The 20,699-nt window shown below is 71.0% G+C and carries 19 protein-coding genes; 9 read left to right on the top strand and 10 right to left on the bottom strand.

Annotated elements, in window-relative coordinates:
• Positions 1-93 precede the first annotated feature (93 nt).
• Entirely contained in the window at positions 94-555 is a 462-nt protein-coding gene (locus tag A4R43_RS42920) for a MarR family winged helix-turn-helix transcriptional regulator (RefSeq protein ID WP_162788601.1), read from the top strand.
• 225 nt (positions 556-780) lie between these two features.
• Here the strand turns inward: A4R43_RS42920 and thiD are convergent, their stop codons facing one another.
• From thiD to A4R43_RS26430, 3 genes are all read right to left on the bottom strand, one after another.
• Complete coding sequence (thiD, locus tag A4R43_RS26440) at positions 781-1,602, bottom strand: bifunctional hydroxymethylpyrimidine kinase/phosphomethylpyrimidine kinase (RefSeq protein ID WP_113694777.1); 822 nt, start codon at positions 1,600-1,602, stop codon at positions 781-783.
• Positions 1,599-3,245, bottom strand: a complete 1,647-nt coding sequence (gene thiC / locus A4R43_RS26435) for a phosphomethylpyrimidine synthase ThiC (RefSeq protein ID WP_162788600.1) — start codon at positions 3,243-3,245, stop codon at positions 1,599-1,601. The genes thiD and thiC overlap by 4 nt, the downstream gene beginning before the upstream one ends.
• Before the next feature lie 175 nt (positions 3,246-3,420).
• A complete protein-coding gene (locus A4R43_RS26430) occupies positions 3,421-4,032 on the bottom strand; it encodes a LysE family translocator (protein WP_113694775.1) in 612 nt (203 codons plus the stop codon).
• Between the two features lie 136 nt (positions 4,033-4,168).
• Here A4R43_RS26430 and A4R43_RS26425 point away from each other — a divergent pair, with 136 nt between their 5' ends.
• Positions 4,169-6,328, top strand: a complete 2,160-nt coding sequence (locus A4R43_RS26425; protein WP_113694774.1) for a glycoside hydrolase family 15 protein — start codon at positions 4,169-4,171, stop codon at positions 6,326-6,328.
• A gap of 4 nt (positions 6,329-6,332) precedes the next feature.
• Here A4R43_RS26425 and A4R43_RS26420 read toward each other — a convergent pair whose 3' ends face one another.
• Positions 6,333-6,902: a peptide deformylase gene (locus tag A4R43_RS26420; RefSeq protein WP_113694773.1), complete on the bottom strand. Its 570-nt coding sequence runs from the start codon at positions 6,900-6,902 to the stop codon at positions 6,333-6,335.
• Positions 6,903-7,046: 144 nt separating this feature from the next.
• On the opposite strand from A4R43_RS26420, the gene A4R43_RS26415 reads away from it, so the two are divergent.
• Together A4R43_RS26415 and A4R43_RS26410 are read left to right on the top strand one after the other, a co-directional pair.
• On the top strand, positions 7,047-7,358 hold the full coding sequence (locus tag A4R43_RS26415) for a DUF3263 domain-containing protein (RefSeq protein WP_113697893.1): 312 nt from the start codon (positions 7,047-7,049) through the stop codon (positions 7,356-7,358).
• Positions 7,355-8,014: a LytR C-terminal domain-containing protein gene (locus A4R43_RS26410; protein WP_113694772.1), complete on the top strand. Its 660-nt coding sequence runs from the start codon at positions 7,355-7,357 to the stop codon at positions 8,012-8,014. The genes A4R43_RS26415 and A4R43_RS26410 overlap by 4 nt, the downstream gene beginning before the upstream one ends.
• Positions 8,015-8,362: 348 nt before the next feature.
• Here A4R43_RS26410 and A4R43_RS26405 read toward each other — a convergent pair whose 3' ends face one another.
• The 4 genes from A4R43_RS26405 to moeA all read right to left on the bottom strand — a co-directional run bounded on the left by A4R43_RS26405 (position 8,363) and on the right by moeA (position 13,776).
• Positions 8,363-10,639 (bottom strand): AAA family ATPase, encoded by a 2,277-nt coding sequence (locus A4R43_RS26405; RefSeq protein WP_113694771.1) that lies wholly within the window; start codon positions 10,637-10,639, stop codon positions 8,363-8,365.
• Positions 10,640-10,670: 31 nt separating this feature from the next.
• Entirely contained in the window at positions 10,671-11,630 is a 960-nt protein-coding gene (gene pssA / locus A4R43_RS26400; protein WP_113694770.1) for a CDP-diacylglycerol--serine O-phosphatidyltransferase, read from the bottom strand.
• 9 nt (positions 11,631-11,639) lie between these two features.
• Positions 11,640-12,341 (bottom strand): phosphatidylserine decarboxylase, encoded by a 702-nt coding sequence (locus A4R43_RS26395; protein WP_113694769.1) that lies wholly within the window; start codon positions 12,339-12,341, stop codon positions 11,640-11,642.
• Between the two features lie 220 nt (positions 12,342-12,561).
• The gene (gene moeA, locus A4R43_RS26390; protein ID WP_113694768.1) at positions 12,562-13,776 is read right to left on the bottom strand and encodes a molybdopterin molybdotransferase MoeA; all 1,215 of its coding nucleotides are present in this window, start codon (positions 13,774-13,776) and stop codon (positions 12,562-12,564) included.
• A 75-nt stretch (positions 13,777-13,851) separates the two neighbouring features.
• Between moeA and A4R43_RS26385 the strand changes: the two genes are divergently transcribed.
• From A4R43_RS26385 to groL, 5 genes are all read left to right on the top strand, one after another.
• Positions 13,852-14,529 (top strand): TIGR00266 family protein, encoded by a 678-nt coding sequence (locus A4R43_RS26385; protein WP_113694767.1) that lies wholly within the window; start codon positions 13,852-13,854, stop codon positions 14,527-14,529.
• 12 nt (positions 14,530-14,541) lie between these two features.
• On the top strand, positions 14,542-15,135 hold the full coding sequence (locus tag A4R43_RS26380) for an AIM24 family protein (RefSeq protein ID WP_113694766.1): 594 nt from the start codon (positions 14,542-14,544) through the stop codon (positions 15,133-15,135).
• 105 nt (positions 15,136-15,240) lie between these two features.
• Entirely contained in the window at positions 15,241-15,447 is a 207-nt protein-coding gene (locus A4R43_RS26375; RefSeq protein WP_113694765.1) for a cold-shock protein, read from the top strand.
• A 78-nt stretch (positions 15,448-15,525) separates the two neighbouring features.
• Complete coding sequence (locus A4R43_RS26370; RefSeq protein WP_205215088.1) at positions 15,526-17,046, top strand: serine/threonine-protein kinase; 1,521 nt, start codon at positions 15,526-15,528, stop codon at positions 17,044-17,046.
• A gap of 232 nt (positions 17,047-17,278) precedes the next feature.
• Complete coding sequence (groL, locus tag A4R43_RS26365) at positions 17,279-18,907, top strand: chaperonin GroEL (protein ID WP_113694763.1); 1,629 nt, start codon at positions 17,279-17,281, stop codon at positions 18,905-18,907.
• A 155-nt stretch (positions 18,908-19,062) separates the two neighbouring features.
• Here the strand turns inward: groL and A4R43_RS26360 are convergent, their stop codons facing one another.
• Together A4R43_RS26360 and A4R43_RS26355 are read right to left on the bottom strand one after the other, a co-directional pair.
• Positions 19,063-19,890, bottom strand: coding sequence for a transposase family protein (locus A4R43_RS26360; protein WP_113694762.1), 828 nt, complete (start codon positions 19,888-19,890; stop codon positions 19,063-19,065).
• Between the two features lie 540 nt (positions 19,891-20,430).
• On the bottom strand, positions 20,431-20,649 hold the full coding sequence (locus A4R43_RS26355; RefSeq protein WP_113694761.1) for a PspC domain-containing protein: 219 nt from the start codon (positions 20,647-20,649) through the stop codon (positions 20,431-20,433).
• Between the last annotated feature and the right edge of the window lie 50 nt (positions 20,650-20,699).

Genomic DNA, 20,699 nt, shown 5'->3' with positions numbered 1-20,699 from the left:
CCCCAGTGTCCCGCCCTGGTCAGGCCTCCGGCGAGCGGGTGAGCCGGAGAACCGGGATCTCCCGCCGCCGACCTCGATCGTGACGCGGTCGGGGTGCTTGGCGATCCAGCCGTCGCCGTCGGGGAAGTAGGCGAGCGGGGTGGTGCGCGGCTCGCCGGACTTGGCGCTTCATCGGGCCTGAGGGAACCTGCACCAGTCCGGCGGCTGCTGGACCAGCGGATCGAGGCGGAGGCGGGTTGCTCACCGTCGGACCACGACCTGCTGACCGCGTTGCGCTGCAGTGAGCGCGGGCAGCTGCAGATGCTCACGCTGGCCGATCGGCTCGGTGTCACGCGTGGCGGGCGGATCATCGACTGGCACGTGGAGCGCGGCCGGGTGCGGCGGGACCGGCCGGAGCACAACCGGCGCGAGGTGTACGCCGTGCTCACCGACGAAGGCGGCGAGGTGCTCGACCGGGCGCGGGAGGTTTATCTGCGCGTGCTGTCCGAGACGCTGGCGGAATCGGGTTGTTGTCCGGGGTTGTCGGGGGTGGCCCACCCCGGGTCTTCAGTGTGACTACGGCGGGGGTTCCGTTGTCAAGGCGGGAAAGATGCCTTGACAACGGAACCCCCGCCGTGTTTTTGGCTGTGGACCGGGATGGGGGGGCCTGGTTGGGCGGGTGGTCACCTTGTGTTGCCGGGTGGCGGTTTTGCAGGTGGGCCTCCGGAGTGTCACGAATGTGGCTTTCGAGACGCCAAACGTCTCGAAAGCCACATTCGTGACACTGCTCGGCTGCCGCCCCTAGGTGTGGTCCAGGCGCCAGAAGGGGGAGACTGGGCCGACGCCCGCGCCCAGTGGGTAAGCCTCCGCCACCGAGCGTTCGATGAACCGCTTGCCCGCCTCGACGGCGTCCGGCATGCCGAGGCCCTTCGCCAGCCCCGCGGTGATCGCCGAGGCCAGGGTGTCGCCGCCGCCGTGGGTGTGCGGGGTGTCGTGCCGCGGCCCGGTCAGCTCGATGAACTGCACGCCGTCCGAGAGCAGGTCGGTGCACTCCGGATCCTCGTACAGGTGCCCGCCCTTGACCAGCACCCACTGCGCGCCGAACTCCAGCAGCGCCCCGGCCGCCTCCCGCTGGCTCTCGCGGTCGGTGACCGCCACGCCGGTGAGCAACCGCACCTCGTCCAGGTTCGGCGTGACCAGGCTGGCGCGCGGGAACAACTCCGTGCGGATGGCCTCGAGCGCCTCCTCGCGCAGCAGCGCGTCACCGTGCATGGAGGCCGCGACGGGGTCCACCACGAACGGGATCTCCGCATGCCGTCCGATGTGGACCTCGTCGAGGGTCTTGGCCACCTCCTGGATGATCTCCGCGGTGGCCAGCATCCCGGTCTTCGCCGCGTCCACGCCCATGTCCCCGGCCACCGCCTTGATCTGCGCGGTGACCACCTCGGCCGGGATCTCGGTGAACCCCTGCACCCCCAAGGAGTTCTGCACGGTGACCGCGGTGATCGCGGTCATGCCGTGCACCCCGTTGGCGAAGAAGGTGCGCAGGTCGGCCTGGATGCCCGCGCCACCGCCGGAGTCGGAGCCGGCGATGGTCAGCGCGGTGCGCGGGGTCGCGGTCACGGCTGCTCGACCACCGGGAGGTAGACCTTGCCGCCGTGCTCGCCGAACTCCGCGGACTTCTCCCGCATCCCGGCCTCGATGGCCTCCACAGTGGACAGTCCGTGTTCCTCGGCGTACTTGCGCACGTCCTGGGTGATCCGCATGGAGCAGAACTTCGGCCCGCACATCGAGCAGAAGTGCGCGGTCTTGGCCGGTTCGGCGGGCAGCGTCTCGTCGTGGAACGCCCGCGCGGTGTCCGGGTCGAGCGCCAGGTTGAACTGGTCGTTCCAGCGGAACTCGAAGCGGGCCTTGGACAGCTCGTCGTCCCACTCCTGCGCGTACGGGTGCCCCTTGGCCAGGTCGGCGGCGTGCGCGGCGATCTTGTAGGTGATCACCCCGGTCTTCACGTCGTCCCGGTTGGGCAGGCCCAGGTGCTCCTTCGGCGTGACGTAACACAGCATCGCCGTGCCGTACCAGCCGATCTGGGCCGCACCGATGGCCGAGGTGATGTGGTCGTACCCTGGCGCGATGTCCGTCGCGAGTGGACCGAGCGTGTAGAACGGCGCCTCGCCGGTGAGCTGTTCCTCCAGCTCCACGTTCTCCTTGATCTTGTGCATCGGCACGTGGCCCGGCCCCTCGATCATCACCTGCACGTCGTGCTCGCGGGCGATGTGGGTCAGCTCGCCGAGGGTTTCCAGCTCGGCGAACTGCGCGCGGTCGTTGGCGTCCGCGATGGAGCCGGGGCGCAGGCCGTCCCCGAGGGAGAAGGTGACGTCGTACTCGCGCAGGATCTCGCACAGCTCGGAGAAATGCGTGTACAGGAAGGATTCCCGGTGGTGCGCCAGGCACCAGGCAGCCATGATCGAGCCACCGCGCGAGACGATGCCGGTGACCCGGCGAGCGGTCAGCGGCACGTACCGCAGCAGCACCCCGGCGTGCACGGTCATGTAGTCCACGCCCTGCTCGCACTGCTCGATCACGGTGTCGCGGTAGACCTCCCACGACAGCTTTTCCGGCTCTCCGTTGACCTTCTCCAGCGCCTGGTAGATCGGCACGGTGCCGACCGGCACCGGCGAGTTGCGCAGGATCCACTCGCGCGTCTCGTGGATCCGCTTGCCGGTGGACAGGTCCATGATGGTGTCGGCACCCCAGCGGGTGGCCCAGACCATCTTGTCCACCTCTTCCTCGACCGAGGACCAGACGGCCGAGTTGCCCATGTTCGCGTTGATCTTCACCAGGAAGTTCTTGCCGATGATCATCGGCTCGCTCTCCGGGTGCCTGCGGTTGACCGGGATCACCGCGCGGCCGCGGGCGACCTCGTCGCGCACGAACTCCGGCGAAACCCGCTCGCGGGCGGCGATGAACTCCATCTCCCTGGTGATCACGCCCGCCTTCGCCCAGCCGAGCTGGGTGTGGTGCTCGCGCCCGTCGGACCAGCCTGCCCGCAGCCGGTGAAGTCCACTGTGGACGTCGATGACCGCGTCGGGATCGGTGTACGGCCCCGAGGTGTCGTAGACGTCGAAGTGGTCCCCATTGGACAGGTCGATCCGCCTGGCCGGGACCCGCAGCCCCGATTCGGTGCGGTGGTAGACCTTGTGCGATCCGGTGATCGGCCCGGTGGTCACGGTGGGCGTGACGGTGGCGTCATTTTCCAGTGTCGTCAACGACATTCACTCCCTACGCCGGCATTACCCGGTCAGGTTCATGCGGTCGGCGGCACCGGGTCCCGACGAAAGGACACCAGCCACCCTCTCAGCCCGCCAAGGCGCGAGCTCCCGCGGTTGCGGTGTTCGGTTGTCCCCCGACCATGCCATGCCGACGGCCGGATGAACAAGGGGGTCAGCGGGTGGTGTCGAACGCGAGCCGGACACCGAGGCCGATCAGCACCACCCCGGTGAGCCGCTCCAGCCGCCGCCTGACCTCGGCCTTGCGCAGCCACTCGGTGAACCGGCTGAGCACGCTCGCGATCAGCGAATACCAGAGGGTGTCGATCACCACGAACAACGCGGCGAGCAGCAGGAGGTCGCGCTGGTGGCCGGGCCCGGCAGGCACGAACTGCGGCAGGAACGAGATCGCGAACACACCCAGCTTCGGGTTGGCCAGGTTGATCAGCAGGCCGGAGCGGTACCCGGAACCGATCGTCGGCGGCTCGGGCGCGGCGGCCGCCGCCCGTGCCCCGCGCAGCGCCTGGAATCCCAGCCACAGCAGCACGCACACCCCGGTGATCCGCAGCACCTGGTAGGCGATTTCGGAGGCCGTCAGCAGCGCCGAGATGCCGAGCGCGGCGGCCACCGCCCAGATCAGCACGCCCGTCTCGATCCCCGCGACGGTGGCGAAGGCCGCGCGCCTGCCGTGCACCGACTGACGCACCAGCAGCGCGGTGGCTGGGCCAGGCACCATCGCGAGCACGAACGAACTGAGCAGGAAGGCGGTGAGGTTTCCCCAGGTCATGACGACAGTGTCCCGCCGATGCCCGAGGGACGCGAGCAGGTTTCACGGTCAGGAACTCACCTGGATGGGCCATGCGCGGACAGAAGTTCCCGAGCAGAATGAGCCCGCTTCTGTAACGGTGCAGATTGGGGCGAGCATGCGAAGGCCGTTGATCCTCGCGTTGACCGGAATGCTGGCAGCCGGGTTGTCACCCGCGGTAGCCATCGCCGGACCCGAAGGCGGGCCCGCGCCCGGGGCGCCGGGTGCGCACCCGCTCTGGCTGCCCGCCGGGAAAACCGGCTTCGGCGGTGCGCGCGACCAGGCCAGCAACGTCTGGTTCACACTCCACAGTGGACAGATGTCCGACGTGTACTACCCGGACCTGTCCACGCCGAGCATCCGCTCGCTCGCGTTCGTGGTCACCGACGGTGAGAGCTTCGCGGCCACCGACGCCGACGCGAAGTTCGAGCAGGTGCGCCGCCAGGACGGCCTGACCTACGAGCAGACGATCACCGACGACCGGAAGCGCTGGAAGCTGCGCAAGACCTACGTGACCGATCCGAAGCGCGCGAGCGTGCTGGTCGACGTGGACTTCACCTCGCTGACCGGCAAGCCGTACCAGCTCTACGCCGTGCTCGACCCGGACCTGGCCAACAACGGCACCGACGACACCGCGAAAACCGAGGGCGACGCCCTGGTCGCCACCGACGGCGAAGTCACCTCGGCGCTCGCCGCGAATCCGGCGTTCACCAAGACCAGCAACGGTTTCTCCGGTACGTCGGACGGCGCCACGCAGCTGCTCGAGTCGTACCAGCTGAAGAGCTACGACAGCGCGGGCAAGGGCAACGTCGTGCAGACCGGGCAACTCGCGGCTGATGGCGTCAAATCCCGGAAAGCCACCCTGTCGCTCGGGTTCGGCGAGAAGGCCGCCGACACCGCGAAAGCCTCGCTGAAAACCGGTTTCGGCCCGGCGCGCAAGGCAAACGAGGCGGGCTGGCGCGACTACCTGCGTGGCCTCAAGAAGACCCCGGCTTCGGTGGCAGGTGACCGCGACCTGTACGAGGCGTCCATGCTGATGCTCGCCGCGAGCGAGGACAAGCAGAACCCCGGCGCGTTCATCGCGTCGCCGAGCATGCCGTGGCAGTTCGGCGACAACGGCCCCGGCTGGCTGCCCTCGGGCACCTACCACCTGGTCTGGCCGCGTGACCTGTACCAGATCGCCACCGGCATGCTGGCCGCCGGCGACGAGGGCGCCGCGCACCGGTCGATCGAGTACATGTTCACCCGGCAGCAGCAGCCCGACGGGCACCTCGCGCAGAACACCGACGTCGACGGCACGCCGTACTGGACCTCGGTCCAGCTCGATGAGACCGCGCTGCCGATCGTGCTCGCGCAGCAGGTCGGCATTCCCGAGGAACTGTGGCCGAACATCCGCCGGGCCGCCGACTTCCTGATCGACTACCGCGGTCCGAACGGGCAGGCGTCACCGTGGTCGCAGCAGGAGCGCTGGGAGGAGCAGGACGGGTACTCGCCGTCCACCATCGCGTCGGTGATCGCCGGGCTGGTCTGCGCGGCCGAGCTGGCGAAGGAACACGGCGACGCGGCGTCCGCCGAGCGCTACCTGGCCAAGGCCGACGAGTTCAAGGGCAAGCTGGCCGGGTGGACGGTGACCACGAACGGCCCGCTCTCCGACGATCCGTACTTCGTGCGCCTGACCAAGGACGGCAACGCCGACAACGGCACCGTCTACAACCTGGGCAACTCCAGCTACGACGCCGACCAGCGCGCGGTCGCCGACGCGGGCTTCCTCGAGCTGGTGCGCCTCGGCATCTACGCGCCGGACGACCCGGTGATCCGGAACAGCCTCGACGTGGTCGACAAAGAGATTTCGTACACCACGCCGACCGGGCAGTTCTGGCACCGCTACACCGGCGACGGCTACGGCGAGAAAGCCGACGGCTCGCAGTGGGAGATGGAGCTGCCGCCGGGCTCGCGGCAGACCTTCGGACGGCTGTGGCCGCTGCTCGCCGGTGAGCGCGGCGAGTACGAGCTGGCCAACGGCGAACCGGCCGCGGCGAAGCGGCGGCTGCGCGACCTCGGCCGGGTCGCCGGGACCGGCGACACCATGCCCGAGCAGGTGTGGGACGAGCACGCGCCGTCCGGGCAGCCCGGCTTCCCGACCGGCAAGGGCAACCAGTCGGCGACACCGCTGGCCTGGACGCACGCGCAGTTCGTCCGGCTGGCGTGGTCGGTGCAGGAGGGGAAGGTGATCGAGCAGCCCGCGGTGGTGCGGTGCCGCTACCTCGGGTCCTGCTGAGGGCTCAGTCTTCCGGGTCGGCTTCGGGGTCGGGCAGCCACGAGTTGCCCGGCACCCCCCACTTGTTGCGCTTGAGCATGCGCTTCGCCTCGCGCGCGTAGCGGCCGACCAGGCGGTCCAGGTAGATGTACCCGTCGAGGTGGTCGGTCTCGTGCTGCAGGCAGCGCGCGAAGTAGCCGGTGCCCTCTACCTCGATCGGGTTGCCTTCGAGGTCCTGCCCGGTGACCTTCGCCCAGCTCGCGCGCCCGGTCGGGAACGACTCGCCGGGGGCCGACAGGCAGCCCTCCCAGTCGTCGTCCGGGTCGGGCATGGTCTCCGGGATCTCGGAGGTCTCCAGCTTCGGGTTGACCACCAGGCCCTTGTGCTGCACGCCCTCGTCGTCGGGGCAGTCGTACACGAAGATCCGCAGGTCCAGGCCGATCTGGTTGGCGGCGAGGCCGACTCCGCGCGCGGCGTACATGGTCTCGAACATGTCGTCGGCCAGCGTGCGCAGCTGCTCGTCGAAGGTGTCGATCTCACGCGTCGGCTGGTGCAGGACGGGCTCGCCGGCGATCACGATGGGGTGGACGGTCACGGTCGGGGAGCTTACCGAGGGCTTCGCCGTGACGCGCCGGGAGTGATGCCGGGACGGACGGCTACGCGCGTGATCTAATGGGCGCCGCGGAAACGACAACCGTGTGATTCGCGCACGCAAGCGAACTTGATTGCGAGGGCCCAGATGGACGCCGCGGAGTCGATGGCTCGCCGTCGCCGCCCGCCGGACGCCGCCGATCAGGCCGGGCTCTCGCCGCGGGAGCAGGAGATCCTTGCTTTCGAGCGGCAGTGGTGGAAGTACGCCGGGGCCAAGGAACAGGCCATCCGCGAGCTGTTTGCCATGTCGTCCACCCGGTACTACCAGGTGCTGAATCAGTTGATCGACAAACATGAGGCGATGCAGGCCGACCCGATGCTGGTCAAGCGCCTGCGCAAGACGCGTGCCGCCCGTCAGCGGACCCGCGCGGCACGACGGTTGGGGATAGATCTGCGATGAGCTGGATCCAGGGGCGGCCGCTGCGGCTGGCGGGCTTGGTGCTGATCGGCCTGGCCTTGGTGGCCGCGGTGGCCGGTGGCGTCACCGCGCTCAGCGGGGGCAACGGCGGGGACACCGCCGCGCCCACCTCGACACCGCCGCCCGGTGACTCGGGCAGTGCGCAGAACCCGCCGCCCCCGACTTCGGAGGTGCCGCCGCCGTCCTCGGCCGCGCCGCCTTCGTCCGCCGCGCCGTCCTCGCCGGCGCCGCCGCCCTCGTCGCCGGCGCCGCCGCCCTCGTCGCCCGCGCCGCCGCCGGGTGAGCCGGTGCCGCCCGCGCCCGGTAGCCCGGAGGAGCACCAGGCGTCGGCGAAGTGGGTCACCGTGCGCGTGTACAACAACAGCACGATCCACGGCCTGGCCGCGCGCGCCGGGGACGACTTCCGGGCGCAGGGGTGGAACGTCGCGGAGACGAGCAACTACTCCGGCGGCATCATCCCGACGACCACCGCGTACTACCGCCCCGGCGTGGCCGACGAGGAAACCGCCGCGCGGGCGCTGGGCGCCGCCTTCGGGATGCGGGTGGAGCCGCGGTTCGAAGGCATCGCGGGCTCGAGCGGCGGTGTCATCGTGATAGTGACCAACGACTACCGAGGCGCCTCGACCAAGGGCAAGTAGGCCCCGTTCCCCGTCGCAACCCCGGACACGAATTCGTGTCATCCGGAACGCCGCTCCGGCGCCGGGCGCGCGGCCGGGCCCGCGATGAGTGGCGGCCGGGATGAGCCGGACTCGCGGCACGGCATGCTGCGTGGGGCCAGGGGCAGCGAGGCAAGTGTCACGAATGTGGCTTTCGGGATGCCCGCCCGTCGCCCACCACCATCCTCAATGGACCGTCGCGCCGGCGCCGCGTGGCGGCGTGCTGCGTGGGTTCAGGCGGCGTGGCTGGCGGGTAGGTGTCACGAATGTGGCTTTCGGGACGCGAAACGTCTCGAAAGCCACATTCGTGACATCTAGCTTCGAACGGAGTCAGTCGGCGCGGTTGGCGGCGTAGGCTTCCAGGTCGGCCAACTGCGCCGGGTCCAGTGACGGGCGGACGGCCCCCCGTGCCTTCTCCAGGTGCGCGGCCGTCACCTCGGTGGCGTCCAGCGACTCGCGCATGGCGGTCAGCGCGGCCTCCCGGATCAGCGCGGCGCAGTCCGCCGCCGAGTAGCGGTCCAAAGTGGACGCGAGCTGGTCCAGGTCCACGTCGGCGGCCAGCGGGGTGTTCTTCGAGGTGGCCCGCAGGATCGCCGCGCGGGCCTCCGCGTCCGGCGGCGGCACGTAGACCAGGCGCTCCAGCCTGCCCGGCCGCAGCAGCGCCGGGTCCACCAGCTCCGGCCGGTTCGTCGCGCCGAGCACCACCACCTCGCGCATCGGCTCCACCCCGTCCAGCTCGGTGAGCAGCGAGGCGACCACCCGGTCCGACACCCCCGAATCGCTCGACTGCCCCCGCCGCGGCGCCAGCGCGTCGATCTCGTCCAGGAACACCAGCGACGGCGCGGCTTCGGCGGCCCGGCGGAACAGCTCCCGCACCGCCCGCTCCGACTCGCCGACCCACTTGTCCATCAGCTCGGCGCCCTTGACCGCGAAAACGTTCAGCGCGCCAGTACCCGCGAGCGCGCGCACCAGGAACGTCTTGCCACCGCCGGGCGGCCCGTACAGCAGCACCCCACGCGGGGGCGCCACGCCCAGCCGCGCGAACGAGTCCGGGTACCGCAGCGGCCACAGCACGGTCTCGGTGAGCGACTGCTTCACTTCGGTCATGTCCCCGACGTCCTCCAGCGTCAGCCCGCCGGTGGCCAGGTTGTCCGAAGTGGACATCGAAATCGGCCGCACGCTGGCGACCGCGTCGAGCAGGTCCCGCCCGCCGATCACCGGCTCGTCCGCGTCACGCTGCCGCAGCGCGGCGCGCAGGGCGGCCTCGCGGCGCAGCGCCAGCAGGTCCGCCGCGACAAAACCGGGCGTGCGCTCGGCGATCGCGCCGAAGTCCACGTCCGCGTCGAGCGGCACGTCCCGCAGCAGGATGCGCAGCAATTCCGTGCGCACCTTCGCGTCCGGCAACGCCAGCGACAGCTCCCGGTCGAGCAGATCACCGGCCCGCAGCCGAGGGTCGACGCCTTCGGGGTGTGCCGTCGTCGCGATCAACGCCACCCCCGACCGGGTCAGCGCGCCGCGCAGCTGCTCCAGCAGCACCGTCGCCACCGGCGGCGGGGACGACGCGGGCAGCAGCGTGTCGATGTCGGTGATCAGCAGGACCGCCGGGGTGGTGCCGCCCGCGGTGCGCTCGATCGCCTCGTTCAGCCGCGACGCGGCCGCGTTCGGCTCCAGCACGGCGAGGTTCGGCGCGGCCAGCGTGACCACGCGGACCTCCTCCGCCTGCCCGACCGAACGCACCAGCGTGGTCTTCCCGACGCCTTCCGGCCCGGAGACCAGCACGCCCAGCCGCGCCGAAGTGCCCAGTTTCGCCAGCAACTCGGGACGGTGGAAGGCGAGTTCGAACCATTCGGACAGCCGGCGCGCGCAGCTCGCCGCCCCGGCGAGGTCGGCGACCGGGACCACCGGCTCGTCCTCGGTCTCCTCCACCACCTCCGCCTCGATGAAGTCGTCCACAGTGGACTTCGGAGCGGCGGCGGTGACGGTGACCGCGGTGCCGGGCCGCGGCGAACCTTCGGGCACGGGCACCGCGTCGCCGGTGCGCGCGCCGTCGCGCCAGGCGACCACAGTGGACGGTCCAACCGCGACCGGGCCGGACGGCTCGGCGGCGGTGACGGTCAGCAGCTCACTGGTCCACGTGCCGCCGATGGCGTTGGACAGCTTGCTGCGCACCGCGCCGACATCCGCCCCCGGCGGCGGCGCGAGGTCCTGGGGGAGCAGGGAAACCGCGTCCCCGACGGTGAGCACCTTGCCGATCAGCGCGAGCCGCACGGTGGCCGGGGTCAGCGAAACGCTGGCCAGCCGCGAACCGGCGACGGTGACCGACCGGGCGGCGGAGACCTCGGCGGGGGCGACGACCACCTCCGCGCCCTCGGTGACCCCGAGGTTCGACATGGTGACGTCGTCGATCAGCACCACACCGGGTGGGCCGTCGCCGTCGGACGGCGCGGCCAGCGCGGCGCTCACCCGCGCGCCGGTCAGGTGCACCGCGTCCCAGGCGTGCAGGCCCAGCGCGTCGAGCACCTCCGGGTGCAGGCGCACGATCCCGCGCCGGGTATCGGTCGCGGACGGGCTGTGGCGGACGGTCAGCGTGATCTGCGGGGCACTCACGCCCAAACCCTATCCGTAAAACGGCCGGAGCTCAGTCGGGACGGTTGCCGCGCTGCCGGATGCCGAGGCTGCGCCAGCTGCGCTTGCGGTCGCGCCGCCCGCTCGGGCCGTGCCCGCCGCCGTCCCCGTTGCGCGGCAGCCGCACCGCGCGCCGGGCGGCACCGGCCACCCGCCGCCGCAGCGGGCGCCGCAGGCCCAGCCGCCGCGCGCCACGCGCCCGGCGGATCGCCCGGCGCTCGCGCGGCGGCACGTCCCAGGCTTCGGGGTGCCGGGCCAGCCAGCGGAAGCGGCGCACCGCGTACGGCAGGTGCACCAGGTACAGCAGCATCGCCACGGCCAGCGCGATCAGCGGGTACAGGATGATCGTGGCGGCCAGCACGCCGACCGCGACCAGCAGCGGGCCGACCGCCTTCGGCGACACCTTGACCGTCTTCAGCGACAGCGTGGGGATCCGGCTGATCGCCAGCGCGGCGATGGCCACCGTCCACACCCACACCACCACCTGCGCGGACCACCAGCCCTCACCGAACTGCAGGGTCAGCGTCAGCGGCAGCAGCACCAGCAGCCCGCCGGCCGGCGCGGGCACGCCGACGAAGAACTCGGCCGCGTACGGCGGCTGCTCGGTGTCGTCCAGCAGCGTGTTGAACCGGGCCAGGCGCAGGATCATGCACACCGCGAAAACCAGCGCGGCCAGCCAGCCGATGCGCTCGCCGTCCGAGTGCCACACGTAGAGCACCAGCGCCGGGGCCACGCCGAAGGAGATGCCGTCGGCCAGCGAGTCCAGCTCGGCGCCCATCTTCGAGGTGGCGTCGAGCAGGCGGGCGATGCGGCCGTCGAGGCTGTCGAGCACCGCGGCGATGCCGATCGAGGCGATCGCCATCGCGTAGTTGCCGGTGAGCGCGAACTGCACGGCGGACAGCCCGGCGCACAGCGCCAGCACGGTGATCGCGTTCGGCAGCAGCCGAACACCCGGATTGGTCCGGACGGTCACGCTGGCCCCCTAGACCGGGAGTTCGGCGATGGGCGTCTCGCCGCCGATCGTGCGCTGCCCCTTGCTCACCAGCACCTTGCTGCCCGGTGGCAGGTAGGTGTCCACGCGCGAACCGAACCGGATCAGGCCGTAGGTGTCACCGGCGCGGACCTTCTCGCCGTCGCCGACCTCGCACAGGATGCGGCGGGCGACCAGGCCGGCGATCTGGACCACGACGATCTCGTGGCCGTCCTCGGTGCGCAGCAGCAGCGAGTTGCGCTCGTTGTCGTCGCTGGCCTTGTCGAGGTCGGCGGACAGGAACTTGCCCGGCCGGTACGCGACCTTCTCCACCACACCGCTGGCGGGCGCGCGCTGGACGTGCACGTCGAACACGGACAGGAACACGCTGACGCGCATCCGCGGCTCGGCCGGCAGGCCCAGCTCCGGCGGCGGCGTGGCCTCCTCGATCAGTGAGACCAGGCCGTCGGCGGCGCCCAGCACCAGGCCGGAGCGGGTGGGCGGCACGCGGGTCGGCTCGCGGAAGAAGGCGGCGGTGGCCACCGTGCCGAGTCCGGCGAGCAGGCCGAGCGGCTTGGAGAACCGGCGCAGCACCAGGGTGGCGGCGAGGCCGCCCAGCACGAACGGGCGCCCGGCGCGGTGCATCGGCGGCACGGTCTCGCGGGCGAGGGTGATCGCGTGCTTGATCGGGTTGGCGGGCGCGTTGGCGCTCATCTCTGCTGCATCCCCGGGGTCGTGGTCGGCGGCCGGCTTGCCAGCCCAGTGGTGGGGCCACGCTACCGCCCGGCGGAGTCCACCGGATTACCGACCGGGTACGTGCACCCCCCGACGAGTGCACGCGCCCGGTACTCGTCCCGGAATACCCGCGGAAGCCGGATTCTATTCCACACAGCGGCAGCTTGACCACTGTTCGTGTGGGGGCAATGACAAGAAGTCACAGCAGGAGAACGTTCACCTCGGCGCCCTGCGGTGCCTCGGTGACCTCCTCCGGCAGCACGATCAGGCAGTTGGCCTGCGCGAACGCGGCCAGCAGGTGCGAACCGGGGCCACCGCGCGGGCCGACCTCACCGGTCACCTCGCCGTCGACGTGCGAGTAGAAACCACGCCGGAACTGCACCTTGCCCGCCGGGGAACGCAGCGCTTCGGTCAGCTTCGCGCGCACCCTCGGGCGGTCCACGATGGAATGCCCCATCGACGCGAGCACCGCGGGCCGGACGAAGACCTCGAAGGAGACCAGGCTGCTCACCGGGTTGCCGGGCAGGGTGAGCACCGGCACGCCGTTCCAGCGGCCGAGCCCCTGCGGCCCGCCCGGCTGCATGGCCACCTTCCGGAACTCCACGCCCGCGCCGGTCAGCGCGTCCTTGACCACCTCGTACGCGCCCGCGCTCACCCCGCCCGAGGTGATCAGCAGGTCCGCGGCGGCCAGCTTCGGCTCGATCACCGCGCGGAACTCGTCCACGTCGTCGACCACGCTGCGCACGGTCTCCACCTCGCAGCCGAGCGCCCGCAGCGCGGCCACCAGCATCACGCTGTTCGACTCGTAGATCTGCCCGTGCTTCAACGGGTTCGGCGCGGTGACCAGTTCGGTACCGGTGGACACCACGAGCACGCGCGGCGGCGTGTACACCACCAGCGAATCCAGCCCGACCGCGGCGGCCAGCCCGACCTGCGCCGGTCCGAGCAGCGTGCCGCGGGTCAGCGCGGTGGTGCCGCGCTGCACGTCCTCACCGGTGCGCCGCAGGTGGTTGCCCGGTGGCACGGCGGCGAACACCCGCACGGTTTCCGTGCCGCCGTCGGTTTTCTCCACCATCACCACGGTGTCCGCGCCCGGCGGCATCGGGGCGCCGGTCATGATCCGGTGCGCGGTGCCGGGCAGCAGCGGCGGCGAATCCACCCGGCCCGCCGGGATGTCCTCGGCGACCGGCAGCTCCACCGGGCTGTCCTCGCTCGCCCCGGCCACGTCGACCGCGCGCACCGCGTAGCCGTCCATCGCGGAGTTGTCGAACGGTGGCAGGGAGACGTCGGCTGTCACGTCCTCGGCGAGGATCAGCCCCGCGCATCCGGCCACCGGCAGCCGCACCGGGGTCCTGGTGCCGAGCAGGGCGGTCGCCTCGGCGCGATGGTGTTCGACGGAGATCACGCGGACCATCCTCCCCGCCACCGCCCGCCGTGCAAGACTCTCCCCGCCGCACGGCGATTCGACATGAAGTCACGGAGGGGTTCCATGCAGGTCAATGTCCGCCAGCAGCCGTCGTTCGCGGTCGCCAGGCTGATGCTCGCACCGGGCGAACCGGCCCAGGTCGAGGCGGGCGCGATGATGGCGACCAGCTACGGGGTGCAGGTCCAGTCCAAGGCGCAGGGCGGGATCATGAAGGGGCTGGGCCGGGCGTTCCTCTCCGGGGAGTCGTTCTTCATCTCGACCTTCACCGCCCCGCAGAACGGCGGCTGGGTGGACGTGGCGGCGAACCTGCCCGGTGACATCCAGGTGATCAATCTCGACGGCCGCACCGGCTGGTGTGTGACCAAGGGCTCATGGCTGGCCTCCTCGCACGCGGTGACCACGGAGACCCGCTGGGGCGGCTTCGGCAACCTCGTCGGCGGCGAAGGCGGCTTCCTCACCCACGCGCACGGCCAGGGCCAGCTGGTGGTGGCCTGCTACGGCGCGCTGGAGACGGTCACGCTGCAGCCGGGGGAAGTGGTCACCATCGACTCCGGGCACGTGGTCGCCTACGCCGACACCGTGCAGACGCAGACCCGCAAGGTGGCCAGCGGCATCATGCAGTCGATCAAGAGCGGGGAGGGCCTGGTGTTCGACTTCGCCGGGCCGGGCCAGGTGCTGACCCAGACCCGCAACCCGTCGGCGCTCGCGGCGTGGGTCGTCGCGCAGGTGCCGCAGCGGTAAGGCGCGCACGGGATGCGGGTGCACACGCGGCACACGCCCGCCTTCGGCGTCGCCAGGGTCGTGCTCGGTCCTGGCGAGGCCGTGCAGGCGGCCGCGGAAGCGTTGCTGGCCAGTAGTTTCGGGGTGGCGCCGAGCGCGCCGGCCCGCAAGGGCGGCCCGGTGGTGTTCACCGCGCCCGCCGAGGGCGGCTGGGTCGACCTGGCGCCGAAGCGGGCCGGTGACGTCTATCCGCTGGAGTTCGACGGCACGCAGGGCTGGTGCGTGGCGAAGGACGCGGTGCTCGGCCGTCCGGCGGGGGTGCGCCGGGACCAGCACTGGCCCGCGCTGCAGTCGCTGTTCGGCGGCGACGCCGGGTTCCTCGACCACTACGGCGGGGTCGGGCCGCTGATCCTGAGCTGCACCGGGCCGGTCGAGGTGTTCAGCCTGGACCCCGGCGAGATCGTCACGGTGATGCCGGGCTTCCTGGTCGCCTACCCGGACAGCGTGCAGGTGCGGTTGCGCGCGATCGACCCGGCGGGGCCGCAGTCGGTGCGCACCGGCGAGGGGCTGGCACTCGATTTCGCCGGGCCGGGACGGGTGCTCGTGCAGGCCCGCAGCACGCGGTAGAACGGCGTGATTTTGCGACGAATTGACCATTGCCGGGCGGGTTCGATCCGGTAGCGTGAATCCACCTCACCCTTCGCTTCGGCGTGCAATACAAGGAGGACGGGCGTGGCGGTCGGCACGGTCAAGTGGTTCAACTCGGAAAAGGGCTACGGCTTCATCGAGTGCTCGGACGGTCCCGATGTGTTCGTGCACTACTCGGCGATCCAGGCCGACGGATTCCGCACCCTGGACGAGGGGGACCGGGTCGAATTCGAGGTCCAGTCGGGCCGGGACGGGCGCAGCCAGGCCGCCGACGTCCGCAAGGTCTCCTGAGGTCCTTTCGCGGAGTGAAAATCGCCGAGACGCCGAACCGGGAGCGGCGCCCGTGGACCGGGCATTAGGCTGCACGGCGTGACAGGCGATGTGTCGGGGGACCTCACCGGTCGCCGGCTGGGCAACTACCGCATTGACGGGGTGCTCGGCAAGGGCGGCATGAGCGTGATGTACCGGGCCACCGACGTGCGACTGGGTCGCAAGGTGGCGTTGAAGGTGATCGGCGAGCACCTGGGCGCCGACGCCGAGTTCCGCGAGCGGTTCGTCGACGAGGCGCGCAGCACCTCGGCGATCGACCACGCCAACGTCGTGCCGTTGTACGACTTCGGTGAGCTCGACGGAATGCTGTACATCGCCATGCGCCTGGTCGACGGCAAGGACCTGGCCGGGCTGATCAACGGCGCGCCGATGGCGCCCGAACGCGCGCTCGGCCTGCTCGAGCAGGTTGCCGACGCACTGGACACGCTGCACGACCGCGGCCTGGTGCACCTCGACGTGAAACCGGCGAACGTGCTGGTCACCAGCCGCGAATCGGCCCGTGAGCACGTCTACGTCGCCGACTTCGGGCTGACCCGCCGCGGGGCCACCGGGCACCGCACGCGCGGCGGTGACTTCCTCGGCTCGCCGACCTACGCCGCGCCCGAGCACCTGCGCGGGGAGCCGCTGGACGGGCGCACCGACCAGTACGCGCTGGCCTGCGTGCTCTACGCCTGCCTGACCGGCAGCCCGCCGTTCAAGGGCGACGTGCCCGCGGTGATCAAGGGACACCTGCAGGCGGAGCCGCCGTCGGTGTCGCGGGTGGTCTCGCTGCCGTCCGCGATCGACGCGGTGGTCCGCAAGGGCATGGCCAAGAGCGCCGCCGACCGGTACGGCAGCTGCGTCGAGCTGATCGCCGCCGCCCGTCGCGCGCTGGAAACCGCGCCGCCGGTCACCGGGCCGCCGTCGCAGCCGCAGCCGGTGCCCACCGGACCGCCGTCGCAACCGCAACCGGTTGCCGTCAGCGCGCCGGCGCAGCAGAGTGCACCTCAACGACCACAGGGTGAGGGGGCCCGGATGCACCCGTACGGACAAGGCGGTCCTCAGCAGCCGCAGCAGCAACCGCCGCCCGGCTACGGGCCGCCGCAGGGCATGCCGCCGCAGCAGCAGGGCATGCCGCAGGGCATGCCACCGCAGGGCCCGCCGCCCGGCTACGGCGGTCCGCCGCCCGGTTACGGCCAGGGCATGCCGCCCCAGGGAATGCCGCCGCAGGGCATGCCTCCCCAGGGACCCCCGCCCGGATACGGCCAGCCTGGCGACCCGATGCGGTTGCGGCCGCCGTCGCCGGCGGGCATGTCCCCGTGGGAGGAGAAGAAGAGCGGCGGCGGCAAGGCGTGGCTGATCTGGCTGATCGTCGGCTTGGTGGTGGTCGCCGGCGGCATCGTGCTGGTGCTCGTGCTCACCAGCGGCGACGACTCCAGCGGCGGCACGCCGACCGATCGCGGCACCAACCAGCCCGCGCCGTCCATCCCGGTCGGTGAGGGCCCGGCGACCGGGCAGCCAGGGGAGACCGGCGGCAACAAGCCGCCGCCCACCTCGATCCCGATCAAGCCGGGCGGCTGACCAGGCTTTCTTGCACTCGACCCCGGAGAGTGCTAAACAGGCATTAGCACTCGGGCTGCCTGAGTGCCAGTCGGGCGGTCAGACCGATCGCCCGCCTGAAAGGTCGGGACGGTGAGGCCGGGCCGGGAAACCGAGCCGGTCGTCCGTCGCGGGCACCGCACCTGGCCGAGGAAGTGTTCCTGCCGCCCCCGTTACGAGGTGGCGGCGCCCAATACCGGAGGACCACACCGCAATGGCCAAACTGATCGCGTTCGACGAGGACGCCCGCCGCGGTCTCGAGCGCGGCCTGAACACCCTCGCCGAAGCCGTCAAGGTGACGCTCGGCCCGCGTGGCCGCAACGTCGTGCTCGAAAAGAAGTGGGGCGCGCCGACGATCACCAACGACGGTGTCTCCATCGCCAAGGAGATCGAGCTCGAGGACCCGTGGGAGAAGATCGGGGCCGAGCTCGTCAAGGAAGTTGCCAAGAAGACCGACGACGTCGCGGGTGACGGCACCACCACCGCCACCGTGCTCGCCCAGGCCCTCGTCCGCGAGGGGCTGCGCAACGTGGCCGCCGGCGCCGACCCGATCAGCCTCAAGCGCGGCATCGAGCAGGCCGTCGAGGCCGTCATCGAGCAGCTGCACAAGGCCGCCAAGGACGTCGAGACCAAGGAGCAGATCGCCGCGACTGCCTCCATCTCGGCTGCCGACCGCACCATCGGTGAGCTGATCGCCGAGGCGCTGGACAAGGTCGGCAAGGAAGGTGTCGTCACCGTCGAGGAGTCGAACACCTTCGGGCTCGAGCTCGAGCTGACCGAGGGTATGCGCTTCGACAAGGGCTACATCTCCGGTTACTTCGTGACCGACGCCGAGCGCCAGGAAGCCGAGCTGGAGGACCCGTACGTCCTGCTGTACGGCTCCAAGATCTCCAACGTCAAGGACGTGCTGCCGCTGCTGGAGAAGGTCATCCAGTCCGGCAAGCCGCTGCTGATCATCGCCGAGGACGTCGAGGGCGAGGCACTGGCCACCCTGGTCGTCAACAAGATCCGCGGCACCTTCAAGTCCGTCGCCGTCAAGGCGCCGGGCTTCGGTGACCGCCGCAAGGCCATCCTGCAGGACATCGCGATCCTGACCGGTGGCCAGGTGATCTCGGAGGACGTCGGCCTCAAGCTGGAGAACGCGGACCTGTCGCTGCTGGGCCGCGCCCGCAAGGCGGTCATCACCAAGGACGAGACGACCATCGTCGAGGGTGCCGGTGACGCCGACCAGATCCAGGGTCGCGTCAACCAGATCCGCGCCGAGATCGAGAACTCGGACTCGGACTACGACCGCGAGAAGCTGCAGGAGCGGCTGGCCAAGCTGGCCGGCGGCGTGGCCGTGATCAAGGCCGGTGCCGCCACCGAGGTCGAGCTGAAGGAGCGCAAGCACCGCATCGAGGACGCGGTGCGCAACGCCAAGGCCGCCGTCGAAGAGGGCATCGTCGCCGGTGGTGGCGTCGCGCTGCTGCAGGCCGCCGAGGCTGCCTTCGCGGGCCTGAAGCTCGAGGGTGACGAGGCGACCGGCGCGAACATCGTCAAGGTCGCCGTCGAGGCTCCGCTCAAGCAGATCGCGATCAACGCCGGCCTCGAGGGCGGCGTTGTGGTGGAGAAGGTCAAGGGCCTGCCGCAGGGCCACGGCCTGAACGCCGCCACGGGTGCCTACGAGGACCTGCTCGCCGCCGGCGTGCCGGACCCGACGAAGGTGACCCGCTCCGCGCTGCAGAACGCCGCCTCGATCGCGGCGCTGTTCCTGACCACCGAGGCTGTCGTCGCGGACAAGCCGGAGAAGGCCTCGGCCGCTCCGGCCGACCCGTCCGGCGGCATGGGTGGCATGGACTTCTGAGTCCAGCGTCAGCTACGCCGGGGAGCCCGGTCCACGTTCGCGTGGACCGGGCTCTTCGCTATCCGGGGGCGGGTGGGTGGCTCGTGCAATGAATGTGGCTTTCATAGCGTGTGGCGCAATGAAAGCCACATTCATTGAAGTGATCTCAGCAAGGTTCATATGTTCTTGCTGTGTTCGTAGTGGGTGAGGGCGAGTGCGGCTTGGACGATGGCGCCGAGTGCGCGGGGGCTTTTGGTGGTGTGGTGCAGGGTGCGCCAGCGTCCGGTGAGCAGGGCGAAGCCGCGTTCGGCCTGGGCGCGCAGTCCGCGGAGCAGGGCGTTGCGGGTGCGGTTGTCCGGGTCGAGGTGGTGGTTTTTGCTGGGGTGTTTGATGGGGGTGTGCACGCCGATTCCGGCGCGGTCGTAGCCGGAGTCGGCGAGGGTGGGCATGCCGTGTGCGGCTGCGGTGTAGAGGGCGGGCAGGGCCTGGTCGGAGGCGATGGTCATGTCGTGGACCGAGCCGGGTTCGACGTCGGAGACCCAGAGGGGGAAGCCGGCGGGGTCGGTGAGGAGTTGGATGTTGCCGCCGAAGGCGCGGGCTTTGCCCGCGTACCACAGGTCGATGGGTTCGCCTTTGACGCTGAGGGTTTTCTCGGCGAGGCGGTCGGTGGGGAACACTTTCCCGTCCAGCATCAGATACGGCAGGTTGCGGGCGCGGGCGTGGTCGAGGGCGTCGTGGATGCCGGGGGCTTGGGTGGCGAGCACGGTGATGACTTCGTCGATGTAGCGGTAGGCCGTGGCGCGGGAGACGCCGTGCTTGTGGCCTAGTGCGGTGATGTCGGTGCGGGTGTGGCGGAACCAGTACAGCCCGAGGGTGGCCTGCCGGTAGCAGGTCAGGGCCCTGCTGTTGCGGCGGGTGCCCAGGGTGTGCCGGTGCGCGGCCAGGAGCCGGGCCACGTACCAGGTCAGCGCGCGGGAGACATCGCGGGTGGCAGGATGGGGCATTGCGCGGGGTCCTCACCGGGATAGGTCTTGTGGTGAGAACGTCCCTACCGGGGACCCCGCGCCTCATGCCAGCACCGCCCACTACGACCGGAATGGGCGTGTCACCCTCCCCTTGCTGAGATCACCTCATTGCACGGCGGGCCCGGTGAGCCCGCGCTCGCCCGGCGGCGCCCCGCGGCCGCCGGGCCCCTGTGCCCGCGGCCCCGTGCCGCGGCGCCCCCGGCACTCGCGCCCGGCCCCAGGCTTCGGCCCGCGTCGCGGCCTCGGGCCGGTGTCACGAATGTGGCTTTCGAGACGTTTGGCGTCTCGAATGTGGCTTTCGTGACATCCGCCGGGCGATGCGCGCGGCTGCCCCCTCGCCACGGTGCCAGCCCCGCGGCCCCAGTGCACCGCGCTCGCCCCTCGTGCCTCCGGCCTCCGCTGCTCGCCTCCATCCCGTGGCCCCCGCCCTCCGGACACGAATGTGGCTTTCGGGGCGAAATCCGCCCCCAAAGCCACATTCGTGTTCTCGCCGAGCCCCCGGTCGCGGGCAACCCGGGCTCAGCTCGCCGTGTCTTCCGGCATGAGGATCCAGCACGCCGCGTAGATGAGCACCGGCGTTCCCACGCCGAAGATCGTGGCGGCGACGAGCAGGATGCGCAGGATCGCGGCGTCCACGCCGAGCATGCGCGCCCAGCCACCGCACACGCCCGCCACCATCTTGTCGCTCGTGCTGCGGCGGAGCTTCTTGGTCTCGGACTGGTACACGTTGTTCGTCATGCCTCCATGGTGCGAAACCGCCGCTCCGCCGACATCAGGGAACAGCCCTG

The sequence above is a fragment of the Amycolatopsis albispora genome, from assembly GCF_003312875.1.
In the GTDB taxonomy this organism is placed as follows: domain Bacteria; phylum Actinomycetota; class Actinomycetes; order Mycobacteriales; family Pseudonocardiaceae; genus Amycolatopsis; species Amycolatopsis albispora.
The sequence above is the reverse complement of the archived record's forward strand: the minus strand, read 5'-3'. Positions and strand labels throughout refer to the sequence as shown.